A 15987-nucleotide genomic window follows, 5' to 3' on the forward strand; every position below is an offset into this window, starting at 1 on the left:
GGACCATGAAGCCCGCCCCCTTCGCCTATCACCGGGCCCGCGACCTCGACGGCGCCACGCGGCTGCTCGCCGAGCTCGGTGACGACGCCAAGGTCGTCGCAGGCGGCCAGAGCCTGGTCGCGATGATGAACTTCCGGCTCGCCAGGCCCCGGCACCTGGTCGACATAGGCGGCCTGCGGGAGCTCGACCGGCTGCACACGGATGCGGCGGGCGGCCTTCGCATAGGGGCGCTCACCACGCATCACACGGTGGAGAGCGACCCGGCGGGGCGGCTGGGGGCGGACTTCGCCGTGCTGCGCCGGGCCATGCCGTGGATCGGGCATCTGCCGATCCGCACCCGCGGCACGGTCGGCGGCAGCATCGCGCACGCCGACGCCACTGCCGAGTGGTGTCTGCTCGCCCTGGCGCTCGACGCCGAGTTCGTGGCCCAAGGGCCGCGCGGCGAGCGCAGGATCGCTGCCGGGGACTTCTTCCTCGGCTACTACACCACCGCCCTCGACTTCGACGAGATCCTCGTCGAGATCGTCTTCCCGCGCCCGGCACCGTACGCCGCGCTGACCGAATTCGCCGAACGGCAGGGGGACTTCGCGCTCGTCTCGGCCGCCGTGGACCTCGACGTCGAAGGCGGTGCGGTACGCGGCGGGCGCGTCGCGCTCGGCGGGGTCGCGGCCGCCGTGACCCGGGTGCCGCAGGCGGAGGCCGTCCTCGCGGGCGGCGGCTCCTTCGCCGAGTGCGCGGCCGCGGCGGCGGATGCCGTCGAACCGCCGGCCGACGCGTCCGGCAGCACGCACTACCGCAAGCAGCTCGTCCGCACGCTGGTCCGGCGTGCCTGTGAGGAGGCGATGGCCCGATGAACGAGTCAGTGAGGGAAGGCCAGTTGGTCGGGCGGTCCGTGGCCCGGCGCGAGGATCCACGGCTCCTCACCGGCCGTGGCCGGTTCGTCGACGACATCGCGCTGCCGGGGATGCTGCACGCCCAGTTCGTGCGCAGCACGGTCGCGCACGGCGAGATCACGTCGATCGACCTGACGGCGGTACGCGACGTGCCGGGCGTCGTCGCGGCGTTCACCGCCGACGACCTGGAGCTCACCGACATCACGGCCCAACTGGGCCGTCCACTTTCGGAGTTCGTGCCGACCGCGATGCCCGTCCTGGCCCGCGACCGGGTCCGCTACGTCGGGGAGCCCGTCGCGATCGTCGTCGCGAAGAACGCGTACGCCGTCGAGGACGGCCTGGAAGCGGCCAAGGTCAGTTACGCACCCCTTGAGCCGGTCACCTCCGAGGAGGCCGCCCTCGCGCCCGGGGCGCCCCTGCTTCACGAGGAGGCCGCGCGCAACACCCTCGTGGACGTCTCGCTCTTCGCCACGGACGGCATCGACGAGGTCTTCGACACCGCAGCCTGTGTCGTGCACGTCGCGTCACGGACCGGCCGGCAGAACGCCCTGCCCCTGGAGACGCGTGGTGTCGTCGCCCACTGGGACGACCGCGAGGAGCAGCTCGTCCTGCAGACCTGCACCCAAGTCCCGCACCAGGTACGGACGGTGGCGTCCCGCTGTCTGCGCCTGGACGAGAGGGCGGTGCGGGTCGTGGTGCCCGACATGGGCGGCGGCTTCGGACAGAAGTGCGTGGTCGGGCGCGAGGAGATCGCCGCGGCAGCCGCGGCCCTGCGGCTGCGCAGGCCGGTGAAGTGGATCGAGGACCGCAAGGACGCCCTGTCCGCCTCCTTCCTGGCGCGCGAGCAGCACTACGACGTGCGCGCGGCCTTCGACGAGGAGGGCAGGATCCTCGGCCTCGACGCCGACGTGGTGTGCGACATGGGCGCCTACTCCTGCTATCCGTTCACGGCGGGCATCGAGCCGCTGATGGCGTCGGCGGAGATGCCCGGTGTCTACCAGGTGCCCGCCTACCGGGTGCGCGGCCGGGCGGTCACCACCAACAAGGCGCCCACCGCGCCCTATCGGGGGGTGAGCCGTCCGCAGTACGTGATGGTGGTGGAGCGGCTCTTCGAGCGGGCCGCGCGTGAACTGGGCCTGGACGCGGTCGAGATCCGCCGCCGCAACGTCATCACCGAGTTCCCCTACACGGGCGTCAACAACATCACGTACGACCCGGGTTCCTATCTGGAGTCGCTGAACCTGTGCGAGCGGCTCGTCAAGGACGAGGGCTGGTACGAGAAGCGTTCGGCGGCGGCAGCGCAGGGGCGGCACATCGGCATCGGCTACTCCTGCTTCAGCGAGCGCACCGGGTACGGCTCCGCGGCCTTCGCGCAGCGCAAGATGCGGGTCGTCCCCGGCTTCGACATCTCCGAGGTCCGGATGGACACCAGCGGCGCGGTGACCGTCACCACCGGCACGATGAGCCACGGGCAGAGCCACGAGACGACGATGGCGCAGATCGTCGCCGACGAACTGGGCCTGGACATCGGCAAGGTGAAGCTCCATCAGGGGGACACCGAGCGCATCACCTACGGCTGGGGGACTTTCGCGAGCCGCTCGATCACGGTGGGCGGCAGCGCGGTGCGGCTCGCGGCGGCGAAGCTCGGCGAGAAGCTGTGCCGGATCGCGGCGGCGCGCTGGGAGGTCGGACCGCAGGACGTGGAGCTCGCGGGCGGCGCCGCACGACACCGTGACGGCACCACCCTGACGTACGAGGAACTGGCCGACATCGCCTACCTCCAGGCGCACTTGCTGCCCAAGGACATCGAACCGGGCCTGAGCGCCACCGCCACCTTCGACGTCTTCAACGACGGCACCTTCTCGAACGCCACGCACGGCGTGGTCGTCGAACTCCACGAAGGCACCGGGCAGGTGGAGATCCTGCGGTACGTCTGCGTCGAGGACTGCGGTGTGGCGATCAACCCGCAGGTCGTGGAGGGCCAGTGCCGGGGCGGCATCGCGCAGGGCATCGCGGGCGCGCTCTTCGAGCAGGTGACGTACGACGCCCAGGGCGAGCCGTCGGCGACCAGCTTCATGGACTACAAGGTGCCCACCGCCCACGAGATCCCCGACGTGCTCATCCACCACCTGGAGACTCCGTGCGCGTTCACCGAGACGGGCGCGAAGGGCGCGGGCGAGGGCGGCACCATCGGGGCGCCCGCCGCCGTGCTCAACGCCGTCAACGACGCCCTGCTCCCCACGGGCGTCGAGCTCGACCACACCCCCATCACCCCGGAGACGGTGCACCGCGCCCTGAACCTGGAGCTCTCCTCATGACCGACACCGGACACCTGACCGACACCGGCAACGCCACCGATGTGCTGCTGCTCACGCTCGACGTGAACGGCGAGCGGCACGAAGTGATCACCGAGCCCCGGCGCACCCTCGTCGACGTGCTCCGGCACGATCTGCGCCTGACCGGCACCCACGTCGGCTGCGAGCACGGCATCTGCGGTGCGTGCACGGTCCTGGTCGACGACCGGCCCGTACGCGCGTGCCTGATGTTCGCGGCGCAGGCCGAGGGCGCTCGGATCCGTACCGTCGAGTCACTGTCGGACGGAGCTGAACTGAGCGATCTGCAAAGGTCGTTCAGCGAGCACCACGGCCTGCAGTGCGGCTTCTGCACCCCCGGTTTCCTGATGCTCGCCGAGGGGTTCCTCGCCGAGCGGCCCGAGGCGACCAAGGACGAGATCCGCGAGGTCGTCGCCTCCAACCTCTGCCGGTGCACCGGCTACCAGACCATCGTCGAGGCGATCGACGGGTGCGCCGCCGCCCGGCGCTGCCCCAAGGAGTTCTGATGCAGCTCACCAGCTCGGTCCCGGTCAAGGCCTCGCCGGACGAGGTCTTCGCCCTGATGAACGACGTCGAGCGGGTCGCCTCGTGCATGCCGGGCGCCGCACTCGAGGGGCGTGACGGAGACGCCTGGCAGGGCTCCGTGAAGATCAAGGTCGGTCCGATCAGCGCCGCGTACGCCGGTACGGTCCGCTTCCTGGAGGTCGATCCGCAGGGGCGGCGGCTGCGGGTCCAGGCGCGCGGCGCCGACACCCACGGCAGCGGCGACGCGGAGGCCGAGGTCGCCCTCGACGTGCTTCCGGCGGCCGATGGCACGCTGCTCAAGATCTCCACGGATCTGGTGATCCGGGGCAAGATCGCGCAGTTCGGGAAGGGGGCCATCGCGACGGTGTCCGACCGGATCCTTCAGCAGTTCGCGCAGAACCTGGGCAGCCTGCTCGACCAGGACCGGGCACCGGCCCCTTCGGGTCTTCCGGCCGCGGCGCCCGGAGCGGTGCGGGAAGCGGCCCGCCCCGCGCCCGTGGCGGAGGCCGAACTCGACGGTCTCTCCATGCTTCTGGGACCGGCCGCCGCCAAGTACGGCGTCGTCGCAGGTGCCTTCGCCCTTGGTCTCTTCGAGGGCTGGCTGCTGGGCCGGCTCGGCACACAGGCGCGGGAGCTGCGGACTCTGCGGGCCCTGCGCGCGCCGGGGAGGGCCTCGTGAACTACGGCCAGGAGACGGAACGTACCTACGAACGAGCCGGATTCGGCGCTCCCGTGCGCCGGGGCACCCGCCCCGCGATCCTGGTCGTCGACCTCACGCGCGGCTTCACCGAGGAGGGATTCCCCTCGGGCGCGGACCTCAGTGAAGTGGTGGGCTCGGTCGGCGAGTTGATCGACAGCGGACGGCCCGCCGACGTGCCCGTCATCTTCACCGCGATCGCCTACACGCCCGCCGAGGCCACGGGTGACTCCGTCACCTGGCTGCACAAGGCCCAGGGCATGCGGTCCCTGGTCGAGGGCAGCGAGGAGGTGGCACTCGACCCCCGACTGCCGCGTGAGCCAAAGGACTTGATGGTGGTGAAGAAGGGGGCATCCGCCTTCTTCGGGACCTCGCTCGCCGCCCTGCTCACCGGTCTGGGCCGCGACACCGTCCTGGTGTGCGGGGCGACGACCAGCGGCTGCGTACGGGCGACGGCGGTCGACGCCGTGCAGAGCGGGTTCTCGGTGCTCGTGCCGCGCGCCTGCGTCGGCGACCGTGCCGCGGGGCCGCACGAGGCGAGCCTCTTCGACATCCAGGCCAAGTACGGCGACGTCATCGACCTCAAGGAAGCAACCGACTACCTCGAAGCCCTCCCCGGGAGGAACGCATGACCCCGCCCGACCGCTGCCTGCCGCAGGCGGCCCTCGCCGACCTGGCCGACGTCCCCGCGACCGGCCGCTGGGTCCGCTCGGGCGCCACGCGGCTGCACGTCCTCGACTACGGCGGCCCCGGCATTCCGCTGCTCGTCCTGCCCGGCATCACCAGCCCCGCCGTCACGATGGACTTCGTGGCGCGCGAACTCACCGACGCCGTACGCCCGTTGGTGCTCGACGTCCGAGGGCGCGGGCTCTCCGACGGCGGCGGCGCCCACTCCCTCGAGGAGTACGCCGAGGACGTCGAAGCCGTCGTCACCGGGCTCGGCCTCGACCGTCCCGTCCTGTTCGGGCACTCCATGGGCGCGCGCATCGCCGCGGTGACCGCGGTCCGCGGCAAGGTGGCGCTGCGCGGCACGGTCCTCGGGGACCCGCCGATGAGCGGACCCGGACGCGGGCCCTATCCGACACCCCTGGAGGCCTTCCTCGACCAGCTGGCACAGGCTCGGCGCGGTACCGACGCGGACGAGGTGGCCCTGTCCTGGCCGCGCTGGCCGCGCCGGGAACAGGAGCTGCGGGCCCGCTGGCTCGCGAGCTGCGACGCGGAGGCGATCACCGCCACGCACCGCGGCTTCGAGACCGAGGACTTCTTCTCCTGGTGGCCCTCCGTGCCGGGACCCACGGCGCTCCTGTACGGCGCGGACAGCCCCGTCGTCACCGCGGCGGGCGCCGCCGAGGCCGCGCGGCTGCACCCGTCGGCCGTCATCTGCAGCATCCCGGACGCGGGTCACATGCTGTTCTGGGACAGCACCCGCGCCGCCCTTTCCGCCCTGCGCGAGGCGCTGCGCCCGATGCTGACCTGACCGCCCGAACCGATCAACCACCGTGCTTAAGTGGGCTCCATGGCTGACGAAACCTCCACCACGACGTCTGCGCAGGACGGGCGGCCCGGTCCGCCCGCCGCCCTCACGGCAGCGCCCGGATATCAGGTACGGCGCCTGTACCAGGCGTACCTCGCGGTCTGGATCCGCGCGGTGGACCCCACGCTCACCGGACCGCAGTTCGCCGTGCTGCAGGCCGTGGACGCATCGCCGGGCCGCGACCAGCGGTCGATGGCGTCGGCGGTCGCCCTGGACACGTCGACGATGGCGGACGTGGCACGGCGCCTGGAGAACCGGGGGCTGCTCCTGCGCAAGACGGCCGCCGACGACGGCCGCCGCAAGCTGCTCTATCTGACCGAGGAGGGTGAGCGCACCCTCCACGACTCCAACCGTCGCGCCCGCGAGCTCGACGAGCGGCTCCTGGAGCCGTTCGGCGGCGAGCGGCGCGAAGAAGTCATGCATCTCCTCACGTCCCTCGCCGATCACTGGGAGGGACTCACCGAGGACTCATAGCCGTACGCGCAGTCGTACGAGAACATCCGGAGGATCCCGTGGCAGTGACCGCGACGACAGCGACCGACCACCACATCGGCATGATCGTGCCCAGCTCGAACCTGACGATGGAGACGGAGCTGCCGCGCATGCTGCGCGACCGCGAGGCCGTGGCCCCGCAGGACCGGTTCGTCTTCCACAGCAGCCGGATGCGCATGAAGCACGTGACGCCGGAGCAGCTCAAGGCCATGAACGCGCAGACCGAGCGCGCCGCCCTCGAACTGGCCGACGCCAGGCCCGACGTGGTCGCCACTGCCTGCCTCGTCGCGATCATGGCGCAGGGGCCCGGACACCACTGCACGGCGGAGGACGAGATCACCGCCGCCCTGCGCTCCGAGGGCGCGCAGGCCCCGGTGATCTCCAGCGCGGGCGCCCTGCTCGACGGCATCAAGGCGCTCGGGGCGTCGCGGGTCGCGATCATCACCCCGTACATGAAGCCGCTCACGCGTCTGGTCGCCGACTACATCGAGGACACCGGGATCGAGGTCGTGGACGCGCTCAGCCTGGAGGTGCCGGACAACCTCGCGGTGGCCCGGCTCGACCCCGCCGACCTGCGCGACCACTGGCGCCGCGTGGACCTCGGCCGCGCCGACGCGCTCGTCCTCTCGGCGTGTGTGCAGATGCCTTCGCTGGCGTCGATCCAGGCGGTGGAGGACGCGGCGGGCCTTCCCGTCCTGTCGGCGGCCACCGCGACGGCGTACCGGATCCTGACCGAGCTGGGCCTGCCGCCGCACGTGCCGGGGGCGGGCAGTCTGCTGCGGGACCCGAGTGGTGCCTGAGTCGGGAGGCGCTTGAGCCTGGTGGGCCGAGCGGGCACGATGACCGGACGTACGCGAAGTCCGTCTGAACGCCCGCCTCCTCACTGGGAGTTGACGCATGACCGCGATCCCGCCGCCCGCCACCCACCCGATCGACACCAGCAAGGCACACCCCGCCCGGGTCTACGACTGGTACCTGGGCGGCAAGGACAACTACCCGGTGGACGAGGAGCTCGGGCTCCAGATCGTTTCGCTCGAACCGCAGGCCAAGTACTACGCGCAGCACAACCGTTGGTTCATGCAGCGCGCCACGCGCCACCTCGTGGGAGGGCCCGGGATACGCCAGTTCCTGGACATCGGCGCAGGGATCCCCACCGAGCCGAACCTGCACCGCATCGCCCAGTCGGTCGCCCCCGAGGCACGCGTCGTGTATGTGGACAACGATCCGACCGTGCTCGCGCACGCGCTGACGCTGCTGCGGGGTACGCCCGAGGGGGCGACGGAGTTCCTCCAGGTGGACGCGCGCGAGCCGGACAAGATCCTCGAACAGGCCGAGGGCGTACTGGACTTCGCCCGGCCGATCGCCCTGTCGCTGAATGCGCTGCTGCACTTCATCAGCGACGACGACGGTGCGTACGACGTCGTGGCGCGGCTCATGGCCGCCCTCGCGCCGGGCAGCCACCTGGTCCTGTCGCAGGTTGCCGGTGACTTCGATCCGGAGCGGACGCGGCAGGCCGTGGAGATGTACAAGGCGGGCGGCGTCACGCTCGTGCCGCGCTCGCGGGCCGAGGTGGAGCGGTTCTTCGAGGGCCTGGAGCTGCTGGACCCCGGCATCGGCTGGCTGCCGGACTGGCATCCGGAGCTCGGCGTCGACGAGGTCAGGAACGGGACTTCGGTGTCGATGTACGCGGGCGTGGCGCGCAAGCCGTAGCCGGTGACGGGGTGCGGCGAGCGGCGAGCGGCGAGCGGCGCCGGGAAGCTGACCCGGAGTCAGTCGGTTCGGCGCGGGATGTCTGATTTCACCCTGCGCCCGGCGAGTTGAGGGCAGGCTGGTGCGGGCCCCCGGCAACGGCGCCGCACCCATGGGGCAGGATGACGCTCGCGCCGGACCGCGAACATACGTCCGGTGCGCCCGCACAACCTGGAGAATGAACTGATGGAGCGAGCCCTCACATGGCACGACCTGATCACCGCCGGTATCGCGGTGGCCGTTGGCATCGCGGCGGGTCTGCTGCTGCGCATGATCCTGCGGTGGCTGGGCGAACGGGCCAGCAGGACCCGGTGGAGCGGCGATGACGTCATCGTCGACGCCATACGTACGCTGGTCCCCTGCGCGGCGATAACCGCGGGCGCGGCCGTCGCCGCCGCGGCCCTCCCGCTCACCCCCAGGACCGGCCGCAACGTCTCGATGACGCTGACCGCCCTGCTCGTCCTCGCCGCGACCCTGACGGCGGCCCGCGTGGTCACGCGCCTGGTGAAGTCCGTCGCTCAGTCCCGGTCGGGCGTCGCGGGATCAGCGACGATCTTCGTCAACATCACCCGCGTCGTCGTGCTCGCGATGGGCTTCCTCGTCGTCCTGCAGACGCTCGGCGTCTCCATCGCCCCGATGCTCACGGCGCTGGGCGTCGGCGGCCTCGCGGTGGCCCTGGCCCTGCAGGACACCCTGGCCAACCTCTTCGCGGGCGTGCACATCCTCGCCGCGAAGACGGTGCAGCCGGGCGACTACATCAAGCTCAGCAGCGGTGAGGAGGGCTACGTCGTCGACATCAACTGGCGCAACACGGTGGTGCGTCAGCTGTCGAACAACCTCGTCATCATCCCCAACGCCCAGCTCGCGGGCACGAACATGACCAACTTCAGCCGCCCCGAGCAGGACCTGTCCATCATGGTCCAGGTCGGCGTCAGCTACGACAGCGACCTGGAGCAGGTCGAGCGCGTCACGACCGAGGTCGTGGAGAACGTCATGAAGGACGTCGACGGCGCCCTTCCCGACCACGAACCGGCCGTGCGCTTCCACACCTTCGGGGACTCCCGGATCAGCTTCACGGTGATCCTGGGCGTCGGCGAGTTCAGCGACCAGTACCGCATCAAGCACGAGTTCATCAAGCAGCTCCACCAGCGCTACCGCGCCGAGGGCATCCGGGTGCCGTCCCCGGTCAGGACCGTGCACGTGCAGCAGGGTGAGCTTCCCTCGCCCCTGATCCCGCACCAGCGTGAGTCCACGACGCCGGCGAAGTCGGTGCCGCAGCCCTAGCGGGGCAGCGCCGCGGCACCGACCGGGCCGCTCCGGACTGGCCCGGACCGGATCAGACCGCCTCTGACCGGCTCATACGGAGAACTCCCGGATCACGGTGTTCCTGAAGACCGCCGTGCCGTCGACCGTGAACAGCGCGAGCCGGGTGTCCGCCAGGTAGGGGAACGCCTCCATCGAGTGCGTGTAGCGGCCGTCGTCGAAGAACACCTCCACCGACGTACGGTCGACCAGGACGCGCAGGGTGACCTTGCGTGCCGAGGCGTCGAAGGGCGTCCTGCTCTCCTGCCACTTGCCGGAGGTGTCCGGGTTGGCGGCGCCCCGGCGGTTCACGAAGGCGTAGTCGCCGTAGACACCGGCGTCGATGTGGCGGCTGCCGTCGGCTGATCTGCGCAGCTGCACGCCGGCGCCGGTGAGCTGGTCCCAGGTCACCTCGGTCGTCAGCTCGTAGGCCGTGCCGGTGTAGTCGAGGACCAGCTGCCCGTCGACCGTCAGGTCTCCGAGCTCCACCCTCCGCGAGACGTGCTGGTCCAGGGCCTGGACGGGGCGGGACGCCAAGTAGTACGTGCCCGAGCCCGCGCGGCGCAGCGTCATCTCGCGGACGATGGAGTCCGTACCGTTGAAGCCGTCGGAGTCGATGGTGGGGGTGGTGTTGGGGTAGTCCCAGTTGTTCAGCCAGCCGATCGCGTATCGGACGCTCGGGTCTACGGCGCCGTTCGTGGCGTGCTTCTCGAAGGTGACGGCTCCGTACCAGTCGAAGCCGTGGTCCAGCCACTGCGGGTCCGGCGCGTCCGGCGTGAAGGCCGCGCCGTCGAACTCGCCGGTCCAGTACGCGTACGTGTTGGGCAGACCGGACGCCTTGCCGTTGGCGCTCACCGCGAGCACCCACTTCGCGGTACCGTCGGCGGTGGCGATGCGGAACAGGTCGGGGCACTCCAGGACGCCGATGCCCTCCTTCACGAAGCCGCTGGCGTACGTCCACTCCTTGAGGTTCGTGGAGTGGTAGAAGCCGACCTTGGTCTGCTCCGCCAGCGTCATCACCCAGCGGCCGCGCTCCTCGTCGCGGATCACCTTGGGGTCGCGGAAGTCCTTGACGCCGGGGTTCGGGACGACCGGAGCGGTGCCGTGGTTCTTGAAGGTGCGGCCCTTGTCCGTGGAGTACCAGAGGTACTGGGCCTGGGTGTTGGCGGTCCCGTCCGGTTCCATCGTGGCCAGGACGACGACCGCGCCCGCGCCGAAGCCCGCCGTGTTGTCGGTGTCCACCACCGGGGAGCCGGACCAGACGTCGCCGTTGGGGGTGGTGTCCTTGGGGACGGCGATGCCGCGGTCCCTGAACGACACGAGGTCGGTGCTGGTGGCCAGGCGCCAGGCGGTGCCGGTGGTGGTGCCGCCCGCGAGGTAGTCGGCGTTGTAGAGGTAGTAGTAGTGGTACTCGCCGTCGATCCACACGGGCTTCTGGGGGTCGTTCTTCCACTGGTCGGGGACGGTGAAGTGGTACTCGGCGCGGTAACTCGCGGCCTTTTTCGCCGACTTGTGGTCCCGGGCCGACGCCGGTCCTGCGGGTATCGCGGCCAGTGCCGCGCCGACGGCTCCGGCCCGGATCAGCGTCCTTCGGGTCATCTCACGCATCGTCTCTCGTCACTCTCCTGTCACTGGCGGCTCATGGTGACGCACGCTGGTTCGCGCTGGGTCAGGACTGTAGACCTAACTCGTTAAAGGTCAAGCGCCGCAGAGGGCTTGACACCGGCGTAACAGGGTTCTCATCATCTGGGTCACAGAAATCAACTAACACGAGTTAGGCCCTTCGATGACCGACTCGCCCCACCCTCCCGACCGCACTGTCCCCCGCCGCACCTTCCCGCGCCGCACCCTGCTGCGCCACGGCGGCTACGGCGCGGGCGCCGCCGCCCTCGCGGGCACCGCCGCGAGCTGGGACCGGCTGACCGGCGCCGACATCCCCGGCCGGGACGGCGACTCCCTCGTCGTCGCCACGCTCGGCTCCGCCATCGACCCGGCCGCGCAACGGACCCTGCGCGACGGCTTCCAGAAGCTGCACCCGGACATCAAGGTCCGGCTCCTGCCGATCCAGGCCACCGACTGGTCGGACTTCTTCGCCAAGATCCTCACCCAGATCGCCGCGGGCACCGAGCCCGACGTCGTCTACGTCGCGACCGAGGGCGTACAGCTCTTCGCGCAGCGCATGGGCGTGGCGCTCGACGCCTGGGTGAAGCGCGACGCGGACGAGCTGCGCGAGTACTTCGCCGACGTCCACCCCTCGCTCGTCGAGTCGATGATGTACGAGGGGAGCCTCTACCAGCTGCCCGTCGAGTTCAACGCGGCCGACATGTACCTCAACAGCGGGGTCCTGAAAGAGGCGGGCGCCGAGCTGCCCCCGCCCGACTGGACCCGCGACGATTTCACCGCGCTGCTACGGGACTTGAAGCGCTCCGGCGGCTCCCACTTCACCCCGTACTTCTGGACGAACCGCCTCTGGGGCGGCGTGGTCCCCTGGCTGTTCGCCAACGACACGAACATCCTCGCCGAGTCGAAGGCACCCGGCGGCGAGTGGCTGTGGAACGACTTCTATCCGGCGGCACAGCGCCGCGGCCGGGGTGGCGGATACCGCTGGCGCACCCCGCAGGCCACCGATGAGCGTGTCGAGGAGGTCTACGACTACCTGGCCTCGCTCGTCCAGGACCGGCTCTGCTCACGCCCCGAGGGCGGCAGCGGCACCAACCTGGTCGGGGTCTTCTCCACCGGCCGGGTGGGCGTCACCCCGGCGGGCGGCTTCTGGGCGGGCGGGCTGCACACCGCCGGCCTGAAGCGCACCGGATACGACGTGCAGTACTTCCCCCGCTGGCGCACCCAGCGCCATCAGTTCGGCGCCGCCGGATACGCGATCCTGCGCACGTCCAAGAAGCAGGAGGAGGCCTGGGATTTCATCAAGTACTCCGTGCGCAAGGACGTACTCACCGAGCTCTTCCAGGCGAACCAGACCACACCGGCCCGCCGTTCGATGGTGCACGCCGGCCGCTACGAGGAGACCGGCCCTTCGAACTGGCAGATCTTCTACGACACCCTTGACGCCTTCCCGACGACCGGACCGATCCCCGCCCCGCCGCAGGTCGCCGAGGTCGAGCAGCTCCTCCTGAAGCACACCGGCACCGCGCTCGCCGATCCGCGCGGGGTCCGTCCCGCGCTGCGGCGGCTGCAGGGCGACCTGGAGAAGGCCATGGAGCGTGACGCATGACGACCACTCAGCAGAAGGCCGCTTCCCTGCCCGCCACAGACGGCCGCCGGACCTCCCGTCGCCCCGCCCTCCGCGACCGGGGCTCGCGGCTCCTGGCCGCGCTCTTCCTCGCGCCGACCGTCATCGGCATCGTGATCTTCACCGTCGTACCGATCGCCGGTTCCGTCGTCCTGAGCTTCTTCCACTGGGACGTCATCGACTCGCCGACGTTCGCCGGGACCGCCAACTACCGCGAGGCCTTCACCGACGACACGGTCCTCGTCTCGTTCACCAACACCCTCGTCTTCATGTTCTTCGCGGTCGCCCTGCAACTCCTTCTCGCCCTGGCGCTCGCGCTGACCCTCAACGACCGCCTGCCCACCTGGCTGCGTTCGGCCTTCCGCTCGGCCTTCTTCTTCCCGCTCGTGCTCTCCGCCGCCTCCATCTCGGTGGTGATGAAGTACCTCTTCAACCAGGAATTCGGGGTGATCAACTGGCTGCTCGGTCATATCGGCATCGACCCGATCCCCTGGCTGACCTCCGAGAAATCGGCGATGGCCGCGGTCGTCCTGGTCTATGTCTGGCAGCAGTTCGGCTTCTCGTTCCTCCTCTTCGTCGGGGGCCTGAACAACATCCCCAAGGAGATCCACGAGGCCGCGTCCCTCGACGGCGCCACCGGCATCCGCAAACACCTGGCCGTGACGCTGCCGCTGCTGTCGCCGACCCTCCTCGTCGCGTCGGTCGTCGGCATCATCAACGCCCTTCAGGTCTTCGAGCAGCCGTACGTCCTGACGGACGGCGGTCCCGGCGACTCCACACGCACCGTCGTGATGGTGATCTACCAAAGCGCCTTCGAGCAGCTGCGGTTCGGCGAGGCATCGGCGGTCGGTGTGCTGCTCTTCGCCTTGATCATGGCGGTCACGGCCCTCCAGTTCCGGCTCAGCCGGCGATTCGTCCACTACCAGTGAGCCGGGTGAACCCTGTGAACCACATGAAGTACGGCCTGTCGTCCTGGGCGCGGATCGCGGGCCTGACGGTGGTCGCGCTGCTCACCCTCGGCCCGGTGATCTGGACGGTGTCCACGTCGCTGCGGGCCCCGGCGGAGTCCTTCGACCTGCCGCCGCAGATCATCCCCTCCGAGCCGACGGTCGAGGCGTACGACCAGGCCTTCGCGCAGATCGACATATGGCTGCTCGCCCTCAACTCGACCCTGGTGACCGCACTGATCGCGGTCGGCCAGATGATCACCGCGGGGCTCGCGGGCTACGCCTTCGCGCGCCTCGAATTCCGTTTCAAGAAGCTCCTGTTCGGACTCGTCCTCGCGACCATGATGGTGCCGTTGCAGGTCACGATCGTGCCGGTGTTCCTGGTCCTGAAGTCGATGGGCCTCACCGACACCCTCCTCGGACTGATCATCCCCGCCTGGCCGACCGCGTTCGGGACGTTCCTGATGCGGCAGTACTTCCTCGGGATGCCGGGGGACCTGGGCGAGGCGGCCATGATCGACGGCGCGGGGCCCTGGCGGATCTTCCGTTCGGTGTACGCGCCGCTGGCCGCACCCGGCTTGGCCATCGTGGGTGTCCTCGCCTTCAACTACCACTGGAACGAATTCTTCCGCCCGCTGATCCTGGAGACGTCGACCGACAACTTCACGCTGCCGCTCGGCCTGGTCTCGCTCCAGGGCAATCTCGGCACCGGGTCCATCTCCGTGGTCCTCGCGGGCGTCGTCCTCTCCATGATCCCCGCCATCGCCGTCTTCGCCGTCGGCCAGCGCCCTCTGCGCGAGGGCATCACGTCCGCAGGAGTGAACCGTTGAGTGCAGACCATGGGTACGAGCCGCGCGACCTCCACGCCCCGCGGTTCCGGGTACGGCCGCCCGCGAACTGGGTCAACGACCCGAACGGGCCGTTCCGTTGGCGCGGCCGCTACCACCTCTTCTACCAGTACAACCCCGACGCCCCCGTACACGCGAACATGCACTGGGGCCACGCCTCCAGCCTCGATCTCGCCCACTGGGAGCACCATCCCATCGCGCTCACACCGACGCCGGGCGGGCCGGACGAGGGGGGTTGCTGGTCGGGCTGTGTGGTGGACGACGCGGGCGTCCCGACCGCGGTGTACACGGGCGTGGACCGGGAGCATGCCGGGCTCGGCGCCATCTGTCTGGCCCAAGCTGCCTCGGATTCCGCTGAGTTGACGGCCTGGCGGTCTCTCCCCGATCCGGTGGTGTCCGGACCGCCGGAGGGCCTGGACGTGACGATGTTCCGCGACCCGTTCGTCTTTCGGCACGGCGGGCGCCGCTGGGCGCTGGTCGGGGCGGGGCACGGTGACGGCACACCGTCGGTGCTGCTCTACGACTGCGACGACCTCACGTCATGGCGGTTCGCGGGGGTGTTGGTCGACGGCCGCAACGCGATGGCGGTGGAGGCGTTCGGGAACGGAGCGGTGGGGTGGGAGTGCCCTCAGCTGTACGAGGGTGATGCGGGCGGCGAGTGGGTGTTGGTGGTGTCGCTGTGGGACGGCGATCCGGTCTCGACGGCGTACCTGACGGGACGTCTCATCACCGCCACCGATGGCGGGTTGCCGCGCTTCATCCCCCATGCGGGCGGTCGCCTCGACGAGGGCAGAGACTTCTACGCACCCGCCGTCCTGCACGACACCGAGGCGGGCCGGACTCTGCTGTGGGGCTGGTCCTGGGAGGCCCGCGACCGGCGGGACGTGGCGGACGCGGGCTGGTCCGGGGTCCTGACCGCGCCACGTGTGGTGGGCACGCATCCCGACGGAAGGGTACGCGTCGCTCCCGCACCGGAGCTCCAACTCCTGCGCTCGGAGACCCCGTTCGCGACCGAACCGGTCCGTACGCCACTTCCTCTCGCATACGACCTGGAGATCACCGCCGTCGCCACCACCACGGTCACGCTGCTGCGCACGGCCTCGGGCAAGGAACTGACGCTCACGCTCGACCCGGCGGCGGGCACCGTGACCCTGGACCGCACCGGCTGGCCCCGTGAGCGCCCCGACGGCTCCGGGCCGATCACCCTCAGGTCGACTCCCGCCGCCCTGGGGGGACTTGCTCTCCGCGTCCTGGTCGACGGCTCCCTGCTCGAACTCTTCGCGGCGGACCGCGCGGTGGCGACGGAACGGGTCTACCGGCGCCCGGACGACATCGCCGAGCTGACGCTGCACGGCGAGGGCGTCACGGTCACGGGCTGGGAGGTGGTGGCGCCGGAGCACGGGTAGCGACGACCGCCCAC

At 70.5% G+C, this 15987-nt stretch carries 15 protein-coding genes; 14 read left to right on the forward strand and 1 reads right to left on the reverse strand.

Features of this window, described 5'->3' with window-relative positions; genetic code table 11:
* Positions 1-5: 5 nt before the first annotated feature.
* The 10 genes from ABZ833_RS09185 to ABZ833_RS09230 all read left to right on the forward strand — a co-directional run bounded on the left by ABZ833_RS09185 (position 6) and on the right by ABZ833_RS09230 (position 9507).
* On the forward strand, positions 6-854 hold the full coding sequence (locus ABZ833_RS09185) for an FAD binding domain-containing protein (protein ID WP_361043272.1): 849 nt from the start codon (positions 6-8) through the stop codon (positions 852-854).
* Positions 851-3211, forward strand: a complete 2361-nt coding sequence (locus ABZ833_RS09190; protein WP_361043275.1) for a xanthine dehydrogenase family protein molybdopterin-binding subunit — start codon at positions 851-853, stop codon at positions 3209-3211. The genes ABZ833_RS09185 and ABZ833_RS09190 overlap by 4 nt, the downstream gene beginning before the upstream one ends.
* Positions 3208-3732 (forward strand): (2Fe-2S)-binding protein, encoded by a 525-nt coding sequence (locus tag ABZ833_RS09195; RefSeq protein WP_361043278.1) that lies wholly within the window; start codon positions 3208-3210, stop codon positions 3730-3732. The genes ABZ833_RS09190 and ABZ833_RS09195 overlap by 4 nt, the downstream gene beginning before the upstream one ends.
* Positions 3732-4430, forward strand: coding sequence for an SRPBCC family protein (locus ABZ833_RS09200; RefSeq protein WP_361043281.1), 699 nt, complete (start codon positions 3732-3734; stop codon positions 4428-4430). The genes ABZ833_RS09195 and ABZ833_RS09200 overlap by 1 nt, the downstream gene beginning before the upstream one ends.
* A complete protein-coding gene (locus tag ABZ833_RS09205) occupies positions 4427-5080 on the forward strand; it encodes an isochorismatase family protein (protein ID WP_361043284.1) in 654 nt (217 codons plus the stop codon). Before ABZ833_RS09200 ends, ABZ833_RS09205 begins: the two co-directional genes overlap by 4 nt.
* The gene (locus ABZ833_RS09210) at positions 5077-5925 is read left to right on the forward strand and encodes an alpha/beta hydrolase (RefSeq protein WP_361043287.1); all 849 of its coding nucleotides are present in this window, start codon (positions 5077-5079) and stop codon (positions 5923-5925) included. The genes ABZ833_RS09205 and ABZ833_RS09210 overlap by 4 nt, the downstream gene beginning before the upstream one ends.
* A 39-nt stretch (positions 5926-5964) precedes the next feature.
* On the forward strand, positions 5965-6456 hold the full coding sequence (locus tag ABZ833_RS09215; protein WP_361043290.1) for a MarR family winged helix-turn-helix transcriptional regulator: 492 nt from the start codon (positions 5965-5967) through the stop codon (positions 6454-6456).
* A gap of 80 nt (positions 6457-6536) precedes the next feature.
* Positions 6537-7274, forward strand: coding sequence for an Asp/Glu racemase (locus ABZ833_RS09220; protein ID WP_361044715.1), 738 nt, complete (start codon positions 6537-6539; stop codon positions 7272-7274).
* 97 nt (positions 7275-7371) lie between these two features.
* Positions 7372-8184, forward strand: coding sequence for an SAM-dependent methyltransferase (locus ABZ833_RS09225; RefSeq protein ID WP_361043293.1), 813 nt, complete (start codon positions 7372-7374; stop codon positions 8182-8184).
* A gap of 225 nt (positions 8185-8409) precedes the next feature.
* On the forward strand, positions 8410-9507 hold the full coding sequence (locus ABZ833_RS09230; protein ID WP_361043295.1) for a mechanosensitive ion channel family protein: 1098 nt from the start codon (positions 8410-8412) through the stop codon (positions 9505-9507).
* Positions 9508-9579: 72 nt separating this feature from the next.
* Here ABZ833_RS09230 and ABZ833_RS09235 read toward each other — a convergent pair whose 3' ends face one another.
* Positions 9580-11133: a GH32 C-terminal domain-containing protein gene (locus ABZ833_RS09235; protein WP_361043298.1), complete on the reverse strand. Its 1554-nt coding sequence runs from the start codon at positions 11131-11133 to the stop codon at positions 9580-9582.
* Positions 11134-11311: 178 nt separating this feature from the next.
* Between ABZ833_RS09235 and ABZ833_RS09240 the strand changes: the two genes are divergently transcribed.
* Genes ABZ833_RS09240 through ABZ833_RS09255 form a run of 4 tightly spaced genes read left to right on the forward strand, consistent with a single transcriptional unit; the run spans position 11312 to position 15973 of the window.
* Positions 11312-12754 (forward strand): extracellular solute-binding protein, encoded by a 1443-nt coding sequence (locus tag ABZ833_RS09240; protein ID WP_361043302.1) that lies wholly within the window; start codon positions 11312-11314, stop codon positions 12752-12754.
* Complete coding sequence (locus ABZ833_RS09245; protein WP_361043305.1) at positions 12751-13701, forward strand: sugar ABC transporter permease; 951 nt, start codon at positions 12751-12753, stop codon at positions 13699-13701. The genes ABZ833_RS09240 and ABZ833_RS09245 overlap by 4 nt, the downstream gene beginning before the upstream one ends.
* 23 nt (positions 13702-13724) lie before the next feature.
* On the forward strand, positions 13725-14549 hold the full coding sequence (locus ABZ833_RS09250) for a carbohydrate ABC transporter permease (protein ID WP_361044717.1): 825 nt from the start codon (positions 13725-13727) through the stop codon (positions 14547-14549).
* Positions 14546-15973, forward strand: a complete 1428-nt coding sequence (locus tag ABZ833_RS09255; RefSeq protein WP_361043308.1) for a glycoside hydrolase family 32 protein — start codon at positions 14546-14548, stop codon at positions 15971-15973. The genes ABZ833_RS09250 and ABZ833_RS09255 overlap by 4 nt, the downstream gene beginning before the upstream one ends.
* The last annotated feature ends 14 nt before the right edge of the window (positions 15974-15987 follow it).

The organism is Streptomyces sp. NPDC047525 (assembly GCF_040643025.1).
Lineage (GTDB): Bacteria > Actinomycetota > Actinomycetes > Streptomycetales > Streptomycetaceae > Streptomyces > Streptomyces durmitorensis.

What these genes read in the sequence shown, in the direction of transcription:
- ABZ833_RS09235 (WP_361043298.1), bottom strand. Translation starts at nt 11,133, where the DNA reads ATGCGTGAGATGACCCGAAGGACGCTGATCCGGGCCGGAGCCGTCGGC.
- ABZ833_RS09200 (WP_361043281.1), top strand. Translation starts at nt 3,732, where the DNA reads ATGCAGCTCACCAGCTCGGTCCCGGTCAAGGCCTCGCCGGACGAGGTC.
- ABZ833_RS09190 (WP_361043275.1), top strand. Translation starts at nt 851, where the DNA reads ATGAACGAGTCAGTGAGGGAAGGCCAGTTGGTCGGGCGGTCCGTGGCC.
- ABZ833_RS09230 (WP_361043295.1), top strand. Translation starts at nt 8,410, where the DNA reads ATGGAGCGAGCCCTCACATGGCACGACCTGATCACCGCCGGTATCGCG.
- ABZ833_RS09220 (WP_361044715.1), top strand. Translation starts at nt 6,537, where the DNA reads ATGATCGTGCCCAGCTCGAACCTGACGATGGAGACGGAGCTGCCGCGC.
- ABZ833_RS09225 (WP_361043293.1), top strand. Translation starts at nt 7,372, where the DNA reads ATGACCGCGATCCCGCCGCCCGCCACCCACCCGATCGACACCAGCAAG.
- ABZ833_RS09210 (WP_361043287.1), top strand. Translation starts at nt 5,077, where the DNA reads ATGACCCCGCCCGACCGCTGCCTGCCGCAGGCGGCCCTCGCCGACCTG.
- ABZ833_RS09240 (WP_361043302.1), top strand. Translation starts at nt 11,312, where the DNA reads ATGACCGACTCGCCCCACCCTCCCGACCGCACTGTCCCCCGCCGCACC.
- ABZ833_RS09185 (WP_361043272.1), top strand. Translation starts at nt 6, where the DNA reads ATGAAGCCCGCCCCCTTCGCCTATCACCGGGCCCGCGACCTCGACGGC.
- ABZ833_RS09245 (WP_361043305.1), top strand. Translation starts at nt 12,751, where the DNA reads ATGACGACCACTCAGCAGAAGGCCGCTTCCCTGCCCGCCACAGACGGC.
- ABZ833_RS09215 (WP_361043290.1), top strand. Translation starts at nt 5,965, where the DNA reads ATGGCTGACGAAACCTCCACCACGACGTCTGCGCAGGACGGGCGGCCC.
- ABZ833_RS09250 (WP_361044717.1), top strand. Translation starts at nt 13,725, where the DNA reads ATGAAGTACGGCCTGTCGTCCTGGGCGCGGATCGCGGGCCTGACGGTG.
- ABZ833_RS09195 (WP_361043278.1), top strand. Translation starts at nt 3,208, where the DNA reads ATGACCGACACCGGACACCTGACCGACACCGGCAACGCCACCGATGTG.